Consider the following 20,627-nt stretch of genomic DNA (forward strand, 5'->3'; position numbering starts at 1 on the left):
CCTTTTATTGCTTCAATTTTTGAAAATATATATTGTAAACAAAAATATTGTGCACAAAATAAATAAGCTATCTTTGTCGGGTAAAAAAAAAACAATGATTCCTCTATCAGAACATGTATGTTTTAAAACCTATGCAGTTTCGCGGTATATCACCGGCTTGTATAAGCTTTATCTGGATGCAATTTCACTGACCTATCCTCAATATCTTGTAATGACAGTTTTATGGGAGTATGGCGAAATGAGCATTGGAAAGATTGGTGAACATCTTCATCTGGATAACGGAACACTTACCCCACTGCTGAAACGTATGGAAAAGAATGGACTGCTCATCAGAACCCGCAGTTCCGCAGACGAAAGAGTAGTACTGATCAATCTTACAAAAAACGGAATAGAGATTCAGGATAAAGCGAAACATATCCCCGAAGCCGTTCAGGACTGTATGAAACTGAGCGACGAGGTAAAGGCTCAGCTGATGGCTTCTTTAGACGAAATACTATCCACACAATCCGTATCTGAAATATGAAGAAAATAGGAATTATAGGCTATGGCTGGCTGGGTGAGAGAATAGCATCTAACTTATCAGGAAAACACACCCTATCAGCAACGACTACAACAATGGGTAAAGCAGATGAGCTTAATGATAAAGGAATACAGGCAATAACTGCTGTTTTCCCGGATTACCAAATGGCAGAACCTTACTCCCAATGGTTTGAGATTAAAAATATGGATGTTTTGATTATTACAATTCCTGTCTCTGAAAAAAGCTGTTGTGTGAGTTCTTTGTATAACAGGATTCAGAATTTGTCAGCGTTTATCGGTGATTTTAAAGGGCAGATGTTTCTGATGAGCTCTACAGGAGTTTATCCTGATGTTCCGAAAGAGTTTACAGAAGATGATATTCCATTGGAAAATGTATCAGGAGAAAGAATGCTTAGAAGTAAATATCCTCAGCTTAACATTCTGAGACTCGGCGGCCTGATGGGCGATAACAGGCTTCTGAAAAATTATAATGTAGGGAATCTTGATCACGCTGTGAACCATATTCATTATGCTGATATAAGTGGAATTATCTTCGAAATGATTGAAAAGAAAACAGAAGCAAAATTATATAATGTGACAGCTCCTCTTCATCCCGCAAAAAGCCAGGTGATTAATGCCCAGAAAAATATAGCGGATAGTGAAGAGTCTGAGGTGAAAGGAAAGAAGGTTTTATCTTCAAAGCTTATTTCAGAGCTGGATTATATGTTTCTGTATCCGGATCCGAGAATGTTTCATTAAGTTTGAATGAATATTTTAATTTAAAGAAAACTCATCCTGTACGGATGAGTTCCTTAATAAAATAACATTTTGTTTAACTTAGTTTTGAACAGTGCGTACATAGTGGTTTCCCACCAGTTCCTGATCTTCTGTTTTTTGCTTCAATGTTATTTCCTTCTGTACAACTTGTGTTGTTGTGGTGTACATTTCTTTCAATGCTATGCCACGGTGACGTTTTTGCCATAATAAAAGTTTTAAATTCAAAAATGAATTTATAAAGGATATTTCTTATTTAATTGTGGTAATCCATAATGTGTTTAAATTTAAGTTTTCGTAAGAAGAATAATGCTATTGAAGAATAGATGAAAATTCCATTGGCTTCAGCCAAAACCTAATAAAAAAACCTCCGGAAACGATTCCAGAGGTTTTTATCTGTGTAAATAAAATAATTACTTAATAATTCTTTCCAATACCCATTCAATAAGGTTTTTCTCAGAAGCATGGTGGTCTGCAGAGAACTCACCACGTCTTCTGTTGGCAATAACGTTATTTACGGTAATGGCTTTGTGTCCTAATAATTTGGACAGCGCATAGATCGCAGAGGTTTCCATTTCGAAATTGGTAATTCCAAGATCGTTCAATGTTTCTAAGAACTGGTCATCTACTGCCTTTAAACGAAGCTGTCTTCCCTGTGGAGCATAGAATCCGGGGAAGGTTGCCGTATTTCCGTGGTATTTGGCATCTTTGTAATAATCTCCCATCTCTGCTGCCCAGTCTGAGAAATAAAGCATCGGCTTGATTTTTTCGTAAGGGAATTTTTCCAAAAAGCTTTTAGAAAACTCATTTTCGAAGTTGTAGTCCTGGTAAAAGTGCATCAATCCGTCTAATCCGACTACATTTTGGGTAACCAGCATATTGTCAACCTGTACATCAGGGTTTACACTTCCGCAGGTTCCCATACGGAATAACTCAAGGGCTTTATGTTCAGTCTTAAACTCTTTGTTTTTAAGGTCAATATTTACCAAAGCATCCAGCTCATTCATTACGATATCGATGTTTTCAGTTCCGATACCCGTTGACATTACGGTAATTCTTTCCCCGCGAAGCGTTCCTGTATGCGTATAGAATTCTCTTTTATTTTTTTTGATCTCTACGGTATCAAAGTATTTTGAAACTTTTGCCACTCTGTCCGGGTCACCTACAAGGATGATTTTGTCAGCAATATCTTCAGGTAAAAGATTCAGGTGGTATACACTTCCGTCTTCATTCAGAACAAGTTCTGAGGCAGCAAGTTTGTTTAGCATAATATGTATATTTTTTGTTTTTTTAATTTAATCATAGCATCTTTATAAGGAGATGCCAGAACCTCGTAGATGTCATTGTATTCTTCTACAATTCTTTTCTGGCCGCTCATTACTCATAAACGGTAATGACCGTTTTTTCAATGTTTTTAGGATCTATAGTTCCGTTGGAGTACACATACACATTAGGAATTTCTTTATCTTTTTCCACGCGCACCAGATAATAATCAGAACCTCTTTTCTCAGCATATACAGCCATTTCCTGCTTTCCGGATTGTTTTTCCGGCTGCTTCTTTTTCTGCTAAAATGCGGTCAGAGAAAGGAAACTTGCCGCAACAGCAAACCATAGTTTTGTTTTCATATTTTTATTTAGTTTTTTTGATGTGTTGAATTTAAATTAAAATATCCTCTCCCAATAATCTCCCGCCATTATTTTTCGGTATTTCGAAAACCGTTTTCTTAGAATAATGAATTTGATTTCGGGGTTTAAAATTAGTGAAAAATATGATATCAGAAATATAAACATTATTTAATCTGCTATTAAAACTGAGATAATATGGGATTGATAGCTTTGCCGCTAAAAATTCATGAGATCTTATCCACTGCTTGTAGTTATCCTTCTGATAGGATTTGCAGTAATGTCTTTTAATCCCGTTTATAAAGGAAAAGAAAGCGAAAATACATTTATCAATAAAGGGTTGTCCGACTTTAAAATCAGGCTTGAACAGCTGAAATCAGATGTTGATAAGTTCTCAGAAGACCGTATTTCCCTGGAAGAACTGCAGAAATCTCTGAGCAGTACAAGAAATTCATTTAAGGAAGTAGAATTTTATATTGCGTATCATTATCCTGAATTTACAAAAACCCATCTCAATGCAGCGCCTTTGTTCCATATTGAAGCTGCCGGTACATCAGCATATACGCTTCCTCCTGAAGGGCTGCAGGTGCTGGATGAACTTATATTTTCAGAGGAAGCAGGGAAGGAGAAAGAAAAGATTAAGACCATTACTACCTTTTTATACAACAGCTATTCCAGTTTTTATTTAAGTGCTTTAAAAAATGGCTTGAGCAAAGGAAACAACAAAACACTGCCGTTGCGTATAGAGCTGATCAGGATCTATTCCCTTGGTGTTTCAGGCTTTGATACACCAGGTTCCCTGAACATTTCCGAAGAAACAGGCCATGCCCTTTCCGGGATGCAGAAATACATTAATGATGATCCTTATTTTAAAAATTATAATACGGGTAAGGCAAATCAAATATTAACAGAAGCAATCAACTATCTTTCAAAAAATACCGATTTTGAAACTTTTGACAGAATTGAGTTTTATAAAAAGTACGTACAGCCTTTGTATGAAGAGTTTGGAAAATGGGACGGAAGACCTGATGATCTTAAAGAGTTTTCCGGCTGGAATGTGGGAAACAAAAACTTTTTCAGCAGTGATTTTTTAGATCCGTATTTTTATACCTTATTGAAATCCTCAGAAGATAATCCGGAACCCAGAAACCTTGGAAAATCTATTTTCTATGATCAGAACTTAAGTGGTAACGGGAAAATGAGCTGCGCAACCTGTCACCTTCAGGAAAATGCTTTTACAGATTTGAAGGCAAAATCACAAAGTAATGTGGAAGGAAAAACCGTTTTGAGAAATTCTCCGTCTTTATATAATGCTGTTTTTGCCAAGAGGTTTTTCTATGATCTTCGTGCTTTCTATCTTGAGCAGCAGGCAGAACACGTTATTTATAATGAGCAGGAGTTCAACACCAGCTATGAAAGCATTATCCAGAAATTAAAAACAAAACCTGAGTATAAAAAAGCGTTCCGAAATGCCTTTAAGGACGGGAAAATCAGTAAAGAAAATTTTTCGAAAGCATTAAGTTCTTACGTAGCTTCACTGTACTCATTTGACAGCGATTTTGACCGTTTTATGAGGAATGAAAAGAATGTTTCCGATGAGGTGAAAAAAGGATTCAACCTGTTTATGGGAAAAGCCAATTGTGCAACCTGTCATTTTGCACCTCACTTTTCAGGATTGGTGCCGCCGTTTTTTAATGAAAATGAATCTGAGGTGCTGGGAATAACCACGAAGCCCATTAAACAGCTTCCTGTAGAGCTTGATCAGGATTTAGGAAGAGGAAACAGCCCGGTTAAAAAAGAAAAATCATGGATTTATGATTACTCATTCAAAACGGTAACCGTAAGAAACAGTGCGCTGACCAAACCTTATTTTCATAACGGAGCTTTCAATACACTGGAAGAAGTGCTGGACTTTTATAACGAAGGAGGCGGAGAAGGATTAGGATTGAAAATGAAAAACCAAACCCTTGCGCCAGATAAATTAAATCTTACGGAAACAGAAATAAAACAGATTATAGCCTTTCTGAACGCCCTTACCGATGTGAGTAAAGCGAAATAGGTGGGTTACGAGGTTTGAGTGTGGGAGTGTGGGAGAGTGAGAGAGTGGAGATTCAGGATTTGGGTTAGGGCTCGTGTGATTCGAGCTTTATGATGGATAGTTGGAGATGGAGATGGATTATTTCTATTCATACATATGATTGTAAACTATTTTTTATCCTAATACTTTCCGTACGAGTCCGAACCTCGCACCTCGCAATTTGTACTCCGCAACTTCAACACTCCAACACTCCAACTCTCAAACTCTCAAACTCTCCCACACTCAAACCCTAGAATCCCCGCACTATTTAACAAAAAATTAATCCCCTTAACATTAGGTTTTTGATAAGTTAATATTTGCTGATCTATATTTAAAGTCCTATTAACAGAGAGAAAGCTCTAAAAAAATAGCTTTGCAACGTCTAATAAATCAAATAACAATGAAGAAAAAACTACTCACAGTGGGAGCGTTGGCTATCCTGGCCAGTTCTGGTCTTCAGGCGCAGACTCTGATATTCAATAAGAATGCGTCATGGAGCTACAAAGATAACAATCAGGCCCAGCCGGCAGGATGGAATGCTGCAGCATATGATATTTCAGCCTGGGCAGTAGGAAACGGCCCTCTAGGATATGGGGATCCCGTAACTACGACGATCAATTCAGGGCTTACCACAGCTTATTTTGCTAAAGATTTTACAGTGGATCTTTCAACACTTTCCGATACAATGGAACTTGGGATAATGAGAGATGACGGTATCATTGTATATCTTAACGGAGAAGAAGTCGTAAGAGACAATATGCCTGCAGGTGCTGTTACATTCAATACTTTTTCAAGCACAACGATTGATGGGGCTGCAGAGAGTGTTTATAATATTTTCTCAATTCCTAAATCAAAATTTGTAAACGGTGTCAACAGGTTTTCTATTGAACTGCATAACAGAAGCACCACCAGTTCAGATTTAAGAATTGATGCTTACCTGAAAACAACCACCAATACAACAACACCTGTAACTTGTAACGGAACACATATCAGCTGCTTTACTTCCATTGTTCCTACAGCACAAACAAATAAGTTAATTATCCCTGCTGAACATAAATATCAGCTTATTTTAAAAGAAGGGGACAGCTATACTGAAGGCGGAGGATTGGTAGGTGGCCAGAATGACTTTACCGCTTATGTTCCAAAAACAGGAAGCAGCACAAACGGATACCTTTCTGTAAATCATGAAACGAATCCTGGAGGAGTTACCATGGCAGAAATTAACTATAATCCTACCTCAAAACTTTGGCAGCTTACAAAATCAAGAGCAGTAAGTTTCTCAGATCCAAGTCTGGTACAAACTATCAGAAACTGTTCCGGAGGTATTACCCCTTGGGGAACGGTAGTGACAGCTGAAGAATCTGTGACTTCCAATGATGTGAACAATGATGGGTACAAAGATTATGGCTGGCTGGTAGAAATTGACCCGGCAACGGCACAGGTGATTTCTAAAAATGCTGACGGTTCCAAAGGAAAACTATGGCAGATGGGAATCATGAACCATGAAAACGTGGTGATCAATAATGCAGGAACAACCGCTTATTACGGGGAAGACGGCGGAACGCACATGGTATACAAATATGTAATGGATACTCCAAATGATCTCTCTTCAGGAAACCTTTATGTGTTGAAACTGGATCAGGGATTAACCGCTGCAGGAGATCCGGCAGGAACTACAGCAACATGGATTCAGGTTCCGAACAAAGAAAAAGCCGATCAGAATAATACCAATACAAATGCGCTGTCCTTAGGTGGTACGAAATTCAATGGAGTAGAAGATGTTGATATCAGTCCATTGGATGGTAAAATTTATTTTACTGCAAAAGGATTAGACAGGGTATACCGTCTGCAGGATAACGGAACTACAGCTTCTCAGGTAGAAACATTTGTAGGGGGAAGTTCTTCCGTATATTCTTTCAATACTGCTCAGGGAATGAAATCTGAAGCCTGGGGGGACGGAAATGACAACCTTACTTTTGATGAGCTTGGAAACCTTTGGGTGCTTCAGGACGGAGGTAAAAACTATATCTGGGTAATTGCTCCTGATCACACACAGGCCAACCCTAAAGTAAGACTATTTGCTTCTATGCCGGCTGGTTCAGAACCTACAGGTCTTACGTTCACACCAGATCATAAATTCGGTTTCTTTTCTATTCAGCATCCGGATTCAACGATCTCTACAGATGTAGATGCTACAGGGAATACCATTGATTATAAAGGAAAATCAGCAACGATTGTTATTGCTCTTAAAAATAACTTAGGAATTGAAGGTTCTTTAGGAACTATAGAAAACCATACTGCAGAAAATACCGTAACGGTAGCACCTAACCCAACTTCCGGACTGGTAAAAATCAATTCTGCAAAAGGATTGAAAGATATTTCTGTGACAGCTTACAGCCTGGACGGGAAAATCGTTTACACGAAAAAGTTCAACGGAACCAACAAAGTATTGGACCTTGATTTCACACAACAGTTGGAAGGATCCAGAGTTTTGGTTTTAAATATTGAAGCTGAAGGAGGTTTTCAGAAGACAGTTAAACTTTTAAAGAAATAAATTATTTATAATTCCTGTCTGTCGGTGGCCTTGGCTGCCGGCAGACATTTATCTTTATGAAAAAGCTTTTCTTACTTATTTCCATCATTACACTTTCTCAGCTTAAAGCACAGATTGACCCGGTGAAATATCCCACTTTTACTAATATTGAAGATGCCTTAAGCAGTAAGAAAGCAGTATACAGTATGAGTTTCAGGCAGAAGGGATTATTCAATATTCCTCCTCAGATCGTGAAACTGGATTCATTATTCTTTTTGAATATCATGGCCAATAAGCTTGAGAAAATGGATCATGAACTCTTTGCACTGACCGAGCTGGAAATTTTAAATGTGAATGAAAACAGCATTAAATATATTCCGGATGAGGTAAGCAACCTTAAGAAACTAACCACCTTTTCTATGAATCTGAATAGCCTGACAAGCATTAATCCTAATCTTGCAAAGCTTCAGAACCTAAAAGCTGTACATTTTGATGCCAACAACCTGAATACTTTTCCTGAAGCGCTTATGGAAATTCCGGCATTGGAAGAAATAAACCTGCAGGGAAACCAGATCAGCTTTATTGCAGACAGATTGGATCAGATCAAAAACCTGAAATTTCTGAACCTTTCGGACAATCAGATCAATGACCTTGGACATTTATCTTTTCCAGAAAATTTAAAATATCTTGAGCTGCAGCAGAATGCCATTGTCAAACTTCCGGAAAATCTTTTCAAAGCGAGGAATCTTGAATTTCTGAATGTAAGCGGAAACAATATCACAGAACTCTCACCCAAAGTAAAAGGGCTGAAAAATATAGTCAGCATGAATCTGGCCAACAATAATCTGAAAGATATTCCTGTAGAAATCAAACAGCTGAAAAACCTGAAAACTTTGATTCTTACAGGAAATCCCATAGAAAAATCTACCATTGAAAACTTAAAAACCTTACTGCCGGAAACCCAGATCTATTTCTAGAGCTATCCGCCAACACGTTTGGTTTTATATCCCATTTCTTTAAGGATATTCATTATTTTGTCACGGTTATCCCCTTGAATGATAATCGTTCCATCCTTCTCAGAACCGCCTATACCCAGGGTGGTTTTTATTTTCTTTGAGATTTTTTTCAGGTCTTCTTCACTGCCTTCCCAGCCTTCAACAATCGTTACAGGCTTACCGTTTCTTCCTTTCTTCTCAAACTTGCATACCAAAGGCTCTTTCTGCTTGAATTGCTCTTCAGGCATCTCAAAATCCTGCTCGTCATGATCAGGAAAAAGATTCTTTAATTGATCTCGTAAATCCATACCGCAAAATTAAAAAGATTTACCGATTAATGAACGGAAATGAGCAACGAAATTTTAATTTTTCAGCCCTGTCAGGGTTTTGAACATTGGCAGGGGTGAGTGTGTACAAATTGAGACAATTTTTATGCTATAACTTTAAAAGCAATTAATTGATCATCAGTAATCAATAAAATTCAGCACTTCAAATTCTTCTATTCATAGGAAATTAGGTAAATTTGTATAACAAAAGTTTTACAAAATGTCGAAAAAAGCAATACTGGCCATTCTTGACGGATGGGGATTGGGAACAAACCCGGACGTTTCTGCAATAGATAAAGCAAATACACCATTCATAGACAGCTGTTTTGAAAAATTTCCGCATACTACGCTTGAAGCGAGCGGATTAGCTGTAGGTTTACCAGCCGGACAGATGGGAAATTCTGAAGTAGGACACATGAACCTGGGAGCCGGGAGAGTGGTTTACCAAAACCTGGTAAAACTGAATATGGCGGTTGAAAACGGAACTCTGGGCCATGAAAAAGTGATTCAGGACGCTTTTGAATATGCTAAGAAAGAAAATAAAAAAATACACTTTATCGGATTGGTTTCCAATGGAGGCGTTCACTCACATATCAATCACCTGAAAGGATTGCTTACTGCTGCCAAAGAATTCGGGTTGAATGAGAACGTTTTTGTTCATGCATTTACCGACGGCAGAGACTGTGATCCACACTCAGGATTAGGATTTATTGATGAGCTTCAGAAGCATATGGAAGCTACTACGGGAAAACTGGCAACGGTGGTGGGAAGATACTATGCAATGGACAGAGATAAAAGATGGGAACGTGTAAAGCTGGCTTATGATGCCCTTGTAGAAGGTATAGGTGAGCAATCAACAGACGCTTTGGCTGCTATTAAAGCCTCATACGATAACAACATTACCGATGAATTCCTGAAACCGATTATTTTAATGAACACTACCGCTACAGGAAATGTGGTGCCGGTAGCAAAAATCATTGATAATGATGTGGTGATCTGCTTCAACTTCCGTACAGACAGAGGGAGAGAGATTACAGAAGTGCTTTCTCAGAAGGATTTCCCGGAATATGGTATGAAAAAGCTGAACCTTTATTATATCACATTAACGAATTATGATAAAACATTCCAGAATGTTCAGGTTGTTTTTGATGAAAACGTACTGACGGAAACCATGGGTGAAATTCTTGAAAAAAATGGAAAAACCCAGATCAGAATTGCTGAAACAGAAAAGTATCCCCACGTTACTTTCTTCTTCTCAGGAGGAAGAGAGCTGGAATTTGCAGGCGAGAGGAGACTATTGTGCCCGAGCCCGAAAGATGTCCCTACCTATGATTTAAAACCGGAAATGTCAGCATATGACATTACCAATGCCATCATACCGGAACTGGAACAGGGAACTGCTGATTTTGTGTGCTTAAATTTTGCCAATACAGACATGGTAGGGCATACAGGTGTTTTTGAAGCAGCTGTGAAAGCGGCTGAAGTGGTAGATCAGTGCATTGAAAAAGTAGCAACAGCTGCCTATGAAAACGGATATGCTGTTTTCATCCTTGCCGATCACGGAAATTCCGATGTTATGATCAATGCAGACGGAACTCCTAATACACAGCACTCTACGAACCTGGTTCCTTTTATCGTAATGGATAAAGACCAGACATGGAATCTGAAACCAGGAAGACTGGGCGATGTGGCCCCTACAATCCTTAAAGTGATGGAGGTTGAAATACCAGATGCTATGACCGGAGAAGTTTTGGTTAACTAAAATTCAATAATAATGTTAAAAAAATACCGTTATACTTTTATAGTGGTATTTTTTTTATGACTTTTGTCAGATAAAGTATGAGCTGCATACTTTATTATGCGTTAAATAATAAATAAATCATATCTTTGTAAATTAAAACTGAATATTAAATGTATCAAAAGCTTGTAAGGAAGGAAGTAATGGGAATATTGGAAAAGGAAGTAGGTTCTTTTCTTGATAAATTTTTAACGCCAATTGAAAAAATATGGCAGCCTTCCGATTATTTGCCAGATCCATCAAGCGAAGAATTTAAACACGACTTAGAGGAAATTCAGACCTTTGCCCGTGAAATGCCTTATGATCTTTTTGTAACCTTGATCGGCGACTGTATTACAGAGGAAGCACTTCCTTCATATGAGTCCTGGTTAATGGGAGTTGACGGGATCAATCAGGAAGAAAAAGTAGGCTGGGCCAACTGGATAAGAGCGTGGACTGCTGAAGAAAACAGACACGGTGACTTATTAAACAAATATCTTTATCTGTGCGGAAGAGTAAACATGAGAGAGGTTGAGATCACTACTCAGTACCTTATCAATGATGGCTTTGACCTGGGTACAAGTATGGACCCTTACAGAAATTTCATTTATACAAGCTTCCAGGAAACCGCAACCAATATTTCCCACAGAAGAGTAGGTACACTGGCAAAACAATCAGGAAACGGAAAATTGGCAAAAATGTGTGGTGTAATTGCAGCAGACGAAGCAAGACACGCTAAAGCATACAAACATTTCGTTGCTAAAATCCTTGAAATAGACCCTTCGGAAATGATTCTTGCATTCGAAGATATGATGCGTAAGAAAATTGTAATGCCTGCCCACTTGATGAGACAGTCAGGACAGAAAGCGGGTGAACTTTGGGGACATTTCTCAGATGCTGCACAAAGATGTATGGTGTATACAGGCCAGGATTATATCAATATTATGAAAGACCTTTTAGATGAATGGAAAATTGAGCATGTAAAAGGACTTACAGAAAAAGCAGAAAAGGCTCAGGAATACCTGATGAAGCTTCCTTCAAGACTACAGAAGATTACGGACAGGGTTTCTACTCCGGATCTTCAGTTCCAGTTCAGCTGGGTGAAAAGCTAATAAGATTTTAAAATATAAAAGTAATTGAGTGCCTTTCTTTTGGGCACTCTTTTTATTTCTTATCTTTGCAAAGCTAAAAAAAGAACAAAATGTTAAATAATAAAAAAATTGCTGTTGACTTTGACGGAACTATTGTTGATGACGCTTATCCGGCAATTGGGAAACCGAAAACTTTTGCATTCGAAACTTTGAGAAGGCTTCAGGCTGAAGGGTACAGACTTATACTTTGGACGTACAGACACGGAAAAACATTAGATGAAGCTGTAGAATTCTGCAAGAAAAACGGAATAGAATTTTATGCTGTGAACTCAAGCTTTGAAGGGGAAGTTTTTGATCCTGAAAATCAATCCAGAAAATTAGATGCAGATTGGTTTATTGATGACAGAAACTTAGGAGGATTTCCGGGTTGGGGTGAGATCTACAATATCATCCAGGAAAGAATAGAATTCCGTGTAGAAGGAAAAGAAGTTCTTGCCTATTCAAAACTGAAAAAAGAAAAGAAAAAAGGACTTTTTTGGTAGAATATAGAAATTAGAAGCTAGAAATTAGACGTTAGTTTTTTAATATCAGGTGCTTCTGATTCTTTATAATTTATGATAGAAAGCCTATAGATGATAGGAAGCAAAAATAAGCGTAATGCTTTAATCTAGCTTCTAACATCTAATATCTAACATCTATAATACAATGATTCAATTAAAAACGATAGACGAATTACGTCTGATGAAGCAGAGTGCCCGACTGGTTTCTAAAACATTGGGAATGTTGGCAAAAGAAATTAAACCAGGGATTACAACCTTATATTTAGATAAACTGGCTCATGATTTTATTAAAGATCATGGTGCAGAGCCTGCATTCTTAGGGTACGGAGGATTTCCAAACTCTCTTTGTATCTCTCCGAATGAGCAGGTAGTGCATGGTTTCCCAAACAATGATGTAATAAAAGAAGGAGATGTTCTTTCCGTAGACTGTGGAGTTATTCTTAACGGTTTCGTAGGTGATCATGCCTATACTTTTGAAATCGGAGAAGTAAAGCCGGAGGTTAAAAAATTACTGCAGGTTACTAAAGAATCCCTATATAAAGGAATTGAGCAGTGTGTGAGAGGAAAAAGAATAGGAGATATCTCCCACGCAATCCAGGCACATTGTGAAAAAGAAGGATATGGAGTGGTAAGAGAACTTGTAGGACACGGTTTAGGAAGAAAAATGCACGAAGATCCGCAGGTTCCCAACTATGGAAGACAGGGAAGCGGAAAAGTCATTAAAGACGGACTGGCAATTGCTATAGAGCCGATGGTTAACATGGGAACTGAGAAAGTGAAGTTCCATAATGACGGCTGGACGGTAACGACTTTAGATAATATGCCATCTGCTCACTTTGAACATGATGTAGCTGTAATCAATGGTAAACCGGTATTGCTTTCAACATTTGAGTATGTATATGAAGCGTTAGGCATTGTAAGTGATGAAGAAAAGCAGTTCCAACTGGATTTTTAATGAAAAAGGTAACGAAGCTTTTACTGAATAAAATTCCACGTCCCATGCTTATTAAAATGAGTATCTGGGCAAGACCGCTTATCTATCAGTTTTTCAAAGGAGATCAGTTTTATGATCCTATTGATGGAAGATCTTACAGGAAATTCCTTCCGTATGGATATGGGAAACAGAGAGAAAATGCTCTTTCTCCGGGAACATTAAGCCTGGAAAGACACCGTCAGATGTGGCTGTATCTTCAGAATGAGACTGATTTTTTCATTAAAAATTATAAAGTTCTGCATATTGCTCCTGAACAGGAATTTTTAAGAAAGTTCAAGAGAATGAGTAACCTGAACTATATCTCGGCAGATTTATATTCTCCGATTGTAGATGTGAAGGCCGATATCCTGGATTTACCGTTTGAAAATGAAAGTTTTGATATTATTTTCTGCAACCATGTTCTGGAGCATATCGAAGATGATGCAAAGGCAATGAGTGAACTGTACAGGGTACTAAAGCCCGGCGGATGGGGAATTCTTCAGGTTCCGATGAAAAATTCATTGGAAAAGACCTACGAAGATTTTACCATCAAAGATCCGAAAGAACGTCAGAAACACTTCGGACAATACGATCACGTCCGCTGGTATGGAATGGATTATTTTGACCGCCTAAGAAAAGCAGGCTTCGAAACAGAACCCAACTTCTATTCACAGAAATTCTCTGAAGAAGAAATAAAAAAATACGGCTTAAGACACAATGAAATCTTACCTGTAGTTTACAAAAAATAAAACAAAACCTGTCAGAAAATGACAGGTTTTTTATATGTAATCTGGAAGAGAATTTGTTGTCATAACTAAAAAACCGCCTTCATTACGAAAGACGGTTCCATTTTTAAATATTGATAGAAGTTGATGCACATTTTAGTGTGATGAAGATACCGCTTTCAAGCCTACTACAGAACCAATAAGCGTTACAATAAAGAAAACCCTCCAAAAGCTTACAGGATCCTTAAAGAAAATAATTCCCATTAAAGCAGTTCCTACAGCCCCGATTCCCGTCCATACCGCATAAGCAGTACCTATGGGCAGTGTCTGGGTAGCTTTGATCAGTAAGAGCATGCTGATTGTCATTGTGATCAGGAAACCGGTATACCACAGGTACATTTCAGTTCCTGATGTTTCTTTTGCCTTTCCCAGGCATGATGCAAAGGCAACTTCAAATAATCCCGCAATAACTAATATTAACCAATTCATTTTTTAAATTTTTCTACTGCAAATTTCAGCATTTGACGGGAGAAAAAATTTTACAATTGTTAAAAAATGAAAATGTGAGAGGGTTTTAAGGAAGATGGAAGCTGGGGGCTGGAAGTTAGACGAAAAATGGTTATCCTATCAATAGGGGCGGACTTTAGTCCGCTCTCAAGAATAAATAATAATTCCTTTGGCTTTAGCCAAAAAATAAACGAAGAATAGAATTTTTAAATCTTTCAATCCTTCAATCCTTCAATCTTTCAATTTTAAAATTCACTTTATCTCCGCCCTGATTCTGCTTAAACTTACCTGGGTAATCCCAAGATACGAAGCAATATACCCCAACTGAACTCTTTTAAGCAGATCAGGTTGATAGGCCATAATATCTTTATATCGCTCCAGCGAAGTTTTAAACTGTCTTGAAATAATCAGTTCTTCAGATTTTATCATCTCCGCTTCTGCGAGTTTTCGCCCCCAGTTGGCAATATGAATATCCTCATTGAACAGTTTTCTGAGGCATTCTGTTTCCATTCTATACAGATCGCAGTCTTCCAGCAATTCGATGCTTTCATATCCGGGTTTATCCTCTACATAGCTTTTCATGGAGAGAATACACTGGCCCTCACTTCCGAACCAGAATGTAATATCGTTATCTGCGGTTGAAGAATAGGCACGCGCAATCCCTTTACGGATAAAATAAAGATAGGGAATCACTTTATCGGCTTCCATCAGGCAAAAGCCTTTAGGATGAGAAACCTCAGTGATATGTTCTTTCAAACTGTTTTTTGATATCTCAGGAAGGATGTAAATCTGATCAAGAATCTCGTCTATATTCATAAAAATGAATTCTAATATTCAAAAATATCAGTTTTAGACAATGCAATACAAAATTATCGGTAATTTTTATAAGAAATCTTGTAATGAATATAATCAGAATTCAACTTATTTATCATCAAAATTACAATGGGAAGAGCAAAAATTCCCCTCCTCCGGAGGGGTGGCGAAAATTCAAAGAATTTTTGACGGGGTGGTGGAATTATTTTCATAATAAATAGAACTCACAAATTTTAAATCTAAGAGTGGTTCTCCTTAAATTCCTTTCATACTGCTATATTCCAAAATATAACTCTCTTTTTTCTTTTAATTATTGAGATTAACCGTAAAGACCAATTTTGTTTTAGTAACTTTGCAATTCGTAATATTATTTTTTATGCACAAAGCTGGATTTGTAAATATAGTTGGAAAGCCCAATGCGGGAAAATCGACCTTGCTCAACCAATTAATGGGAGAAAAGCTGGCGATTGTGACGCAGAAAGCTCAGACAACCCGCCACAGAATTTTTGGTATTTATAATGAAGATGACCTTCAGATCGTATTTTCTGATACTCCGGGAGTATTGGATCCGAAATACGGATTGCAGGAAAAAATGATGGATTTTGTAAAGGACTCTTTGCAGGATGCCGACGTTTTCCTGTTTATTGTAGACGTTACTGATAAAGCTGAACCATCAGAATTTTTAATTGATAAGCTGAATAAAATCCCCGTACCTGTACTGCTGTTATTAAATAAAGTAGACCAGACTGATCAGGCAGGCCTTGAAAAATTGGTAGAAGAGTGGCATAACAGAATTCCAAAAGCTGAAATTCTGCCTATTTCGGCATTGAATGCTTTCAATACAGAAGTTATTTTACCTAAAATAAAATCATTGCTTCCTGAAAATCCGCCTTACTACGATAAAGATCAGTACACGGATAAACCCGAAAGATTCTTTGTCAACGAGGCAATACGTGAGAAAATCCTTTTGAATTATGACAAGGAAATTCCATACTCGGTAGAAGTAGTGACTGAGCAGTTCAAAGAGAAAGAAGGAATTATCTTTATAGATTCTATTATTTATGTAGAAAGAGATACTCAGAAAGGAATTATTATCGGGCACAAAGGAGAAGCCATCAAAAAAGTGGGAACTGAAGCAAGATTAGATCTGGAAAAGTTTTTCACCAAAAAAATTCATTTAAACTTATTTGTAAAAGTGAAAAAAGACTGGAGAAAGAACGACAGGGATCTTAAAAACTTCGGTTACAGATAAACTAAAATTGCTGTAATCCCGTTGTATTAAAACATTTTTATTACCTTAGTATAAATTTTTTAGTACATGAACTATAATAATTCAAATTCAAGCTCAATAGCTAAAGATATTATTTTATTAGCAGTGAGAGTGTTTATTGGTTTTGCAATGCTTTCTCATGGTTTCCCAAAACTTCAGATGCTATTGGAAGGTGGTAAAATCGAGTTTTTTGATTTTATGGGACTGGGGCCACAGATATCTCTTATTCTTACTGTTTTTGCTGAATTTGTATGTTCAATACTTCTTATACTGGGGCTTTTTACAAGAATTTCTTTAGGCTTTCTGATTTTTACCATGATTATAGCTGCTTTTGCAGTGCATGGTGCAGATCCTTTTGAAAAAAGAGAAATGGCTTTTATCTACCTTTCCGTTTATCTTTTACTTATGGTGACCGGAGCCGGAAAATTTTCGGTAGATCATATGATCGAAAGAAGAAAAAGAGCTTCAGACTGGTAATCTTATAAGAACAACACAAAATATAAGAAAGGCACTTCAGAAATGAAGTGCCTTTTCTGTTCTTAATAATTGCAGTGAGGTAAGCACTCCCAGATTAGGTTTCCGTTTTCGTCTCTTACTCTGCAAGCCATATAGCCTGCATCACATAATGGAGCACTTCCTCCGTTGATTGTTTTTAAATGTACTTTTGATAATTTTCTTAAATTTTTCATATTATTTTAATTTGGAAGATTAAATGTAACAAAAAAATAAATATGACACTAAAAAGAGTCTTATTTTTTAGTGTTAAAATTCTTTTAAAATTTACTACATTCGTAGAAAATGAATTTATATGAAGATAAAGCTGACTATTTGCCTTCTGGCATTTCTCAATTTTTATGATGCACAGGAAAATATTACGTACCAGAAACCTTCTGCTGAAATTTTAAAACTGGCAGATTATGAAAGACCTCCCAGTGTTCTGATGAACAGCAAAAAAGACTGGGTAGTTTTTACATATCGTCCAACATACAAAACCCTGGAGGATCTCAGTCAGAATGAAATGAAACTTGGTGGCCTTAGAATCAATCCGGTTACCAATATTTCAAGCAGTATGACCTACTCAAATAATCTGAAAATCAGAAAAATCAATGATAAAAATGAGATTCAGGTAAAAAATCTGCCTTCCAATCCGAAAATTGCCTATGTTTCGTTTTCTCCGGATGAAAAGAAACTGGCTTTTACCAATACAACAAATAAAGGTGTAGAGCTTTGGATTGTAGATATGGAAACGGCTTCTGCCAAAAAAATTACTGCTGATAATCTGAATGCCAATTTAGGAATGCCTTATGTATGGTATAATGATTCTCAGAGCTTCCTGATCAGAACACTTCCGCAAAACAGAGCGGCTCTCATAGATGGTACTAAAGATCTCCCTACAGGCCCGATTGTCTCAACAGCAGATGGTAAGGTTTCCCAGAACAGAACCTATCAGGATCTTTTGAAAAATCCTCAGGATGAAAAAAACTTTGAAACCCTTACTGCTTCAGAAATTTATAATGTAGATCTTACAGGAAATCTTAAGAAACTGAAAGACCAGGATATGTATGCCGGTTTAAGCTTTTCTCCCGATGGGAATTACCTGATGACTACAGTGATTAAAAAACCGTTTTCCTATATCGTTCCACTGAACAGGTTTCCATCAACAACAGTTGTATATGATATGAAAGGAAATACTGTGAAAACAGTGAATGATGTTCCCTTGAATGAAATAATGCCGAAAGGATTCTCGTCTGTAAGAACCGGGAAAAGAGATATGGCATGGAGAAGTGATGCTCCCGCTACTCTTACCTATGCAGAAGCTTTGGATGGCGGCGATCAGTCTAAGCAAGCAGATTACAGAGACGAGATATTTACCTGGGAGGCCCCATTTACAGCAGCTCCGAAGTCTTTCTTCAAAACAAAACAGAGATATGAGGACGTAGTTTGGACTAATGATCATTATGCCATTGTTTCTGAAGGCTGGTACGACACAAGAAATACAAAATCTTTCCTGATTGACCTGAATAATGGAGAGTCAAAAGTTATTGATGACAGAAATTCTCAGGATGTATACAGTGATCCCGGGAACTTCAACACAACGAAAAACCAATACGGAAGATACGTAATAGATATGAAAGGAGGAAAAGCCTACCTGATTGGAGAAGGTTTTACCAAAGATGGCCAGCATCCGTTTATCGACGAAATGGATGTTAAATCATTGAAAAAGAAAAGACTGTATACTTCCAACCTTAAAAATGCTAAAGAAGGAATTGTAGATATTCTGAATCCTTCAAAAGGCGAAATCTTAACAACCCAGCAGTCTCCAAGCCAGTATCCGAATTACTTCAAAAAGAATATTAAATCTAATAAAGCAGAAGCCGTAACTAACTTCGCAAACCCTTTTGAAAGTATCAAAGACGTTTACAAAGAAGTGATTACGTATAAGAGAAATGATGGCGTTACCTTAACAGGCACCCTTTATCTTCCTGCCAATTACGACAGAAAAGCGAAAAAAGAGAAACTTCCGTTACTTATTTGGGCATATCCAACAGAATATAAAGATAAAAATACTGCAGGACAGAATACCCAAAACCCGAATGACTTTACATTTCCATACTACGGATCATTTGTATACTGGACAACAAAAGGGTATGCTGTTCTTGATGATGCCGCTTTCCCGATTATCGGTGAAGGAAAAACAGAACCTAATGATACTTTCATTCCGCAATTGGTAGCCAATGCTGCCGCTGCAATTGATGCAGTAGATCATTTGGGGTATATCGACAGAAAAAAAGTAGCTGTAGGAGGACATTCTTATGGTGCTTTCATGACGGCCAACCTTTTGACGCATTCTGACCTTTTTGCATGTGGTATTGCAAGAAGTGGAGCCTATAACAGAACCTTGACGCCATTTGGATTCCAGAGCGAGCAGAGAAACTATTGGGATGTTCCTGAGATCTACAACACAATGTCTCCGTTCATGCATGCTGATAAAATGAAAACACCGCTTCTTCTGATTCACGGGGATGCAGACAACAATCCGGGAACCTTCACTTTACAGACTGAAAGATACTTCCAGGCATTGAAAAATCTGGGTGCTCCGGTAAAAATGGTTCTTCTTCCCAAAGAAGCACACGGATACCAGGCTAAAGAAAATATCCTTCACCTTTTATGGGAACAGGATCAGTTCCTTGAAAAATGCTTGAAGAAATAAATAACAAAAGAGACTGTTTACCATAAACAGTCTCTTTTTTTTGATTAAAAGCGAAGGTCTTAATAATCTTCTTTTCTTCATAAAACTTAATGGTTTACATTTTAAAGATATTTCAAAATTTCATCAATACTCTTAAGCTCCATAAAGTTCGGATGTTCCAGATTAACATCATGCTGTTCGTGGCTCCACGTAACATGATAAGGAATGTGAGCTGCAGAACCACCGATTTCCAATACCGGCAAAACGTCTGATTTTATAGAATTTCCCAGCATCAGAAAATTTTCTGGTTTACAGTCAAGATGTTTCAAAAGTTTTTTATAATCATATTCTTTTTTATCACTCATGATTTCAATATGATGGAAATAGTCCTGTAATCCTGAATTTTTAAGCTTACGTTCCTGATCCAGAAGGTCTCCTTTTGTAGCGACAACCAGCCTGTATTTTCCCTTTAAATTTTCAAGAGTTTCTATAACTCCATCCAACAGTACAATAGGTTTCTGAAGCAGCTCCTGGCCTAACTGAATGGCTTTATTGACCAATTCCAGTGATGCAGTATTATTGGAAACCCTACTGATGGTTTCGATCATACACAGCATAAATCCCTTTACTCCGTAACCATATAAATGCAGATTCTGCATCTCTGTTTTAAACAATTCCTGAGATACTGAATGCTGTGGAAGATAGTTTTCCAATAACATGCAAAACTCTTTTTCTATCTCCTGAAAATAAGGTTCGTTAATCCAAAGGGTGTCATCAGCGTCAAAGGCAATGGTGGTAATATGATTATTCATTTTTGTTTTGTAATTTTCTGACCTCAAAATTCAGTATAAAAAATTAGTAAGCAAAGGACATT

The 20,627-nt window shown here is 37.4% G+C and carries 21 protein-coding genes; 13 read left to right on the forward strand and 8 right to left on the reverse strand.

Annotation, left to right across the window (positions count from 1 at the left end; all coding sequences use genetic code 11):
- Positions 1 to 94: 94 nt before the first annotated feature.
- Both ACP3T3_RS02330 and ACP3T3_RS02335 read left to right on the forward strand, forming a co-directional pair.
- Complete coding sequence (locus ACP3T3_RS02330; RefSeq protein WP_426478325.1) at positions 95 to 523, forward strand: MarR family winged helix-turn-helix transcriptional regulator; 429 nt, start codon at positions 95 to 97, stop codon at positions 521 to 523.
- Positions 520 to 1,278: a hypothetical protein gene (locus ACP3T3_RS02335; protein WP_426478326.1), complete on the forward strand. Its 759-nt coding sequence runs from the start codon at positions 520 to 522 to the stop codon at positions 1,276 to 1,278. Before ACP3T3_RS02330 ends, ACP3T3_RS02335 begins: the two co-directional genes overlap by 4 nt.
- A 73-nt stretch (positions 1,279 to 1,351) precedes the next feature.
- On the opposite strand, the gene ACP3T3_RS02340 is transcribed toward ACP3T3_RS02335, so the two are convergent.
- The 3 genes from ACP3T3_RS02340 to ACP3T3_RS02350 all read right to left on the reverse strand — a co-directional run bounded on the left by ACP3T3_RS02340 (position 1,352) and on the right by ACP3T3_RS02350 (position 2,817).
- Entirely contained in the window at positions 1,352 to 1,501 is a 150-nt protein-coding gene (locus ACP3T3_RS02340) for a hypothetical protein (RefSeq protein WP_426478327.1), read from the reverse strand.
- Positions 1,502 to 1,706: 205 nt separating this feature from the next.
- Positions 1,707 to 2,561 carry a nucleoside phosphorylase gene (locus ACP3T3_RS02345; protein ID WP_426478328.1) on the reverse strand — a complete coding sequence of 285 codons (855 nt, stop codon included), beginning with the start codon at positions 2,559 to 2,561 and terminating at the stop codon, positions 1,707 to 1,709.
- A 109-nt stretch (positions 2,562 to 2,670) separates the two neighbouring features.
- Positions 2,671 to 2,817 (reverse strand): hypothetical protein, encoded by a 147-nt coding sequence (locus ACP3T3_RS02350; protein ID WP_426478329.1) that lies wholly within the window; start codon positions 2,815 to 2,817, stop codon positions 2,671 to 2,673.
- Between the two features lie 328 nt (positions 2,818 to 3,145).
- Here ACP3T3_RS02350 and ACP3T3_RS02355 point away from each other — a divergent pair, with 328 nt between their 5' ends.
- From ACP3T3_RS02355 to ACP3T3_RS02365, 3 genes are all read left to right on the forward strand, one after another.
- Positions 3,146 to 4,975 carry a cytochrome-c peroxidase gene (locus tag ACP3T3_RS02355; RefSeq protein WP_426478330.1) on the forward strand — a complete coding sequence of 610 codons (1,830 nt, stop codon included), beginning with the start codon at positions 3,146 to 3,148 and terminating at the stop codon, positions 4,973 to 4,975.
- A gap of 418 nt (positions 4,976 to 5,393) precedes the next feature.
- Positions 5,394 to 7,547: an alkaline phosphatase PhoX gene (locus ACP3T3_RS02360; RefSeq protein WP_426478331.1), complete on the forward strand. Its 2,154-nt coding sequence runs from the start codon at positions 5,394 to 5,396 to the stop codon at positions 7,545 to 7,547.
- Positions 7,548 to 7,603: 56 nt separating this feature from the next.
- Positions 7,604 to 8,503: a leucine-rich repeat domain-containing protein gene (locus ACP3T3_RS02365; RefSeq protein WP_426478332.1), complete on the forward strand. Its 900-nt coding sequence runs from the start codon at positions 7,604 to 7,606 to the stop codon at positions 8,501 to 8,503.
- A 2-nt stretch (positions 8,504 to 8,505) separates the two neighbouring features.
- Here ACP3T3_RS02365 and ACP3T3_RS02370 read toward each other — a convergent pair whose 3' ends face one another.
- Positions 8,506 to 8,829, reverse strand: a complete 324-nt coding sequence (locus tag ACP3T3_RS02370) for a translation initiation factor (protein WP_115929733.1) — start codon at positions 8,827 to 8,829, stop codon at positions 8,506 to 8,508.
- A gap of 238 nt (positions 8,830 to 9,067) precedes the next feature.
- Here ACP3T3_RS02370 and gpmI point away from each other — a divergent pair, with 238 nt between their 5' ends.
- From gpmI to ACP3T3_RS02395, 5 genes are all read left to right on the forward strand, one after another.
- Positions 9,068 to 10,609: a 2,3-bisphosphoglycerate-independent phosphoglycerate mutase gene (gene gpmI, locus ACP3T3_RS02375; RefSeq protein ID WP_426478333.1), complete on the forward strand. Its 1,542-nt coding sequence runs from the start codon at positions 9,068 to 9,070 to the stop codon at positions 10,607 to 10,609.
- Positions 10,610 to 10,758: 149 nt separating this feature from the next.
- Positions 10,759 to 11,736 (forward strand): acyl-ACP desaturase, encoded by a 978-nt coding sequence (locus ACP3T3_RS02380; RefSeq protein WP_426478334.1) that lies wholly within the window; start codon positions 10,759 to 10,761, stop codon positions 11,734 to 11,736.
- Positions 11,737 to 11,825: 89 nt separating this feature from the next.
- Positions 11,826 to 12,257 carry a BT0820 family HAD-type phosphatase gene (locus ACP3T3_RS02385; protein ID WP_426478335.1) on the forward strand — a complete coding sequence of 144 codons (432 nt, stop codon included), beginning with the start codon at positions 11,826 to 11,828 and terminating at the stop codon, positions 12,255 to 12,257.
- Positions 12,258 to 12,420: 163 nt separating this feature from the next.
- A complete protein-coding gene (gene map, locus ACP3T3_RS02390) occupies positions 12,421 to 13,230 on the forward strand; it encodes a type I methionyl aminopeptidase (RefSeq protein ID WP_426478336.1) in 810 nt (269 codons plus the stop codon).
- Positions 13,230 to 13,997, forward strand: a complete 768-nt coding sequence (locus tag ACP3T3_RS02395; protein ID WP_426478337.1) for a class I SAM-dependent methyltransferase — start codon at positions 13,230 to 13,232, stop codon at positions 13,995 to 13,997. The genes map and ACP3T3_RS02395 overlap by 1 nt, the downstream gene beginning before the upstream one ends.
- A 132-nt stretch (positions 13,998 to 14,129) precedes the next feature.
- On the opposite strand, the gene ACP3T3_RS02400 is transcribed toward ACP3T3_RS02395, so the two are convergent.
- Both ACP3T3_RS02400 and ACP3T3_RS02405 read right to left on the reverse strand, forming a co-directional pair.
- Entirely contained in the window at positions 14,130 to 14,462 is a 333-nt protein-coding gene (locus ACP3T3_RS02400; RefSeq protein ID WP_077414420.1) for a DMT family transporter, read from the reverse strand.
- 270 nt (positions 14,463 to 14,732) lie between these two features.
- Positions 14,733 to 15,296, reverse strand: a complete 564-nt coding sequence (locus tag ACP3T3_RS02405) for a Crp/Fnr family transcriptional regulator (protein WP_426478338.1) — start codon at positions 15,294 to 15,296, stop codon at positions 14,733 to 14,735.
- A 373-nt stretch (positions 15,297 to 15,669) separates the two neighbouring features.
- Here ACP3T3_RS02405 and era point away from each other — a divergent pair, with 373 nt between their 5' ends.
- Both era and ACP3T3_RS02415 read left to right on the forward strand, forming a co-directional pair.
- Entirely contained in the window at positions 15,670 to 16,545 is an 876-nt protein-coding gene (gene era, locus ACP3T3_RS02410; protein WP_184553200.1) for a GTPase Era, read from the forward strand.
- Between the two features lie 66 nt (positions 16,546 to 16,611).
- Entirely contained in the window at positions 16,612 to 17,040 is a 429-nt protein-coding gene (locus ACP3T3_RS02415) for a DoxX family protein (protein ID WP_426478339.1), read from the forward strand.
- 62 nt (positions 17,041 to 17,102) lie between these two features.
- Here the strand turns inward: ACP3T3_RS02415 and ACP3T3_RS02420 are convergent, their stop codons facing one another.
- On the reverse strand, positions 17,103 to 17,252 hold the full coding sequence (locus ACP3T3_RS02420; protein WP_426478340.1) for a bacteriocin-like protein: 150 nt from the start codon (positions 17,250 to 17,252) through the stop codon (positions 17,103 to 17,105).
- A gap of 119 nt (positions 17,253 to 17,371) precedes the next feature.
- Between ACP3T3_RS02420 and ACP3T3_RS02425 the strand changes: the two genes are divergently transcribed.
- Positions 17,372 to 19,774 carry a prolyl oligopeptidase family serine peptidase gene (locus tag ACP3T3_RS02425; RefSeq protein ID WP_426478341.1) on the forward strand — a complete coding sequence of 801 codons (2,403 nt, stop codon included), beginning with the start codon at positions 17,372 to 17,374 and terminating at the stop codon, positions 19,772 to 19,774.
- 101 nt (positions 19,775 to 19,875) lie between these two features.
- Here ACP3T3_RS02425 and ACP3T3_RS02430 read toward each other — a convergent pair whose 3' ends face one another.
- Positions 19,876 to 20,565, reverse strand: coding sequence for an HAD family hydrolase (locus ACP3T3_RS02430; RefSeq protein ID WP_426478342.1), 690 nt, complete (start codon positions 20,563 to 20,565; stop codon positions 19,876 to 19,878).
- Positions 20,566 to 20,627 lie beyond the last annotated feature (62 nt).

The organism is Chryseobacterium sp. CBSDS_008, assembly GCF_049959325.1.
Lineage (GTDB): Bacteria > Bacteroidota > Bacteroidia > Flavobacteriales > Weeksellaceae > Chryseobacterium.

What these genes read in the sequence shown, in the direction of transcription:
- ACP3T3_RS02340 (WP_426478327.1), bottom strand. Translation starts at nt 1,501, where the DNA reads ATGGCAAAAACGTCACCGTGGCATAGCATTGAAAGAAATGTACACCAC.
- ACP3T3_RS02360 (WP_426478331.1), top strand. Translation starts at nt 5,394, where the DNA reads ATGAAGAAAAAACTACTCACAGTGGGAGCGTTGGCTATCCTGGCCAGT.
- ACP3T3_RS02415 (WP_426478339.1), top strand. Translation starts at nt 16,612, where the DNA reads ATGAACTATAATAATTCAAATTCAAGCTCAATAGCTAAAGATATTATT.
- ACP3T3_RS02405 (WP_426478338.1), bottom strand. Translation starts at nt 15,296, where the DNA reads ATGAATATAGACGAGATTCTTGATCAGATTTACATCCTTCCTGAGATA.
- map (WP_426478336.1), top strand. Translation starts at nt 12,421, where the DNA reads ATGATTCAATTAAAAACGATAGACGAATTACGTCTGATGAAGCAGAGT.
- era (WP_184553200.1), top strand. Translation starts at nt 15,670, where the DNA reads ATGCACAAAGCTGGATTTGTAAATATAGTTGGAAAGCCCAATGCGGGA.
- ACP3T3_RS02365 (WP_426478332.1), top strand. Translation starts at nt 7,604, where the DNA reads ATGAAAAAGCTTTTCTTACTTATTTCCATCATTACACTTTCTCAGCTT.
- ACP3T3_RS02380 (WP_426478334.1), top strand. Translation starts at nt 10,759, where the DNA reads ATGTATCAAAAGCTTGTAAGGAAGGAAGTAATGGGAATATTGGAAAAG.
- ACP3T3_RS02355 (WP_426478330.1), top strand. Translation starts at nt 3,146, where the DNA reads ATGAGATCTTATCCACTGCTTGTAGTTATCCTTCTGATAGGATTTGCA.
- ACP3T3_RS02420 (WP_426478340.1), bottom strand. Translation starts at nt 17,252, where the DNA reads ATGAAAAATTTAAGAAAATTATCAAAAGTACATTTAAAAACAATCAAC.
- ACP3T3_RS02345 (WP_426478328.1), bottom strand. Translation starts at nt 2,561, where the DNA reads ATGCTAAACAAACTTGCTGCCTCAGAACTTGTTCTGAATGAAGACGGA.
- gpmI (WP_426478333.1), top strand. Translation starts at nt 9,068, where the DNA reads ATGTCGAAAAAAGCAATACTGGCCATTCTTGACGGATGGGGATTGGGA.
- ACP3T3_RS02400 (WP_077414420.1), bottom strand. Translation starts at nt 14,462, where the DNA reads ATGAATTGGTTAATATTAGTTATTGCGGGATTATTTGAAGTTGCCTTT.
- ACP3T3_RS02430 (WP_426478342.1), bottom strand. Translation starts at nt 20,565, where the DNA reads ATGAATAATCATATTACCACCATTGCCTTTGACGCTGATGACACCCTT.
- ACP3T3_RS02330 (WP_426478325.1), top strand. Translation starts at nt 95, where the DNA reads ATGATTCCTCTATCAGAACATGTATGTTTTAAAACCTATGCAGTTTCG.
- ACP3T3_RS02370 (WP_115929733.1), bottom strand. Translation starts at nt 8,829, where the DNA reads ATGGATTTACGAGATCAATTAAAGAATCTTTTTCCTGATCATGACGAG.
- ACP3T3_RS02335 (WP_426478326.1), top strand. Translation starts at nt 520, where the DNA reads ATGAAGAAAATAGGAATTATAGGCTATGGCTGGCTGGGTGAGAGAATA.
- ACP3T3_RS02395 (WP_426478337.1), top strand. Translation starts at nt 13,230, where the DNA reads ATGAAAAAGGTAACGAAGCTTTTACTGAATAAAATTCCACGTCCCATG.
- ACP3T3_RS02350 (WP_426478329.1), bottom strand. Translation starts at nt 2,817, where the DNA reads ATGGCTGTATATGCTGAGAAAAGAGGTTCTGATTATTATCTGGTGCGC.
- ACP3T3_RS02425 (WP_426478341.1), top strand. Translation starts at nt 17,372, where the DNA reads ATGAAGATAAAGCTGACTATTTGCCTTCTGGCATTTCTCAATTTTTAT.
- ACP3T3_RS02385 (WP_426478335.1), top strand. Translation starts at nt 11,826, where the DNA reads ATGTTAAATAATAAAAAAATTGCTGTTGACTTTGACGGAACTATTGTT.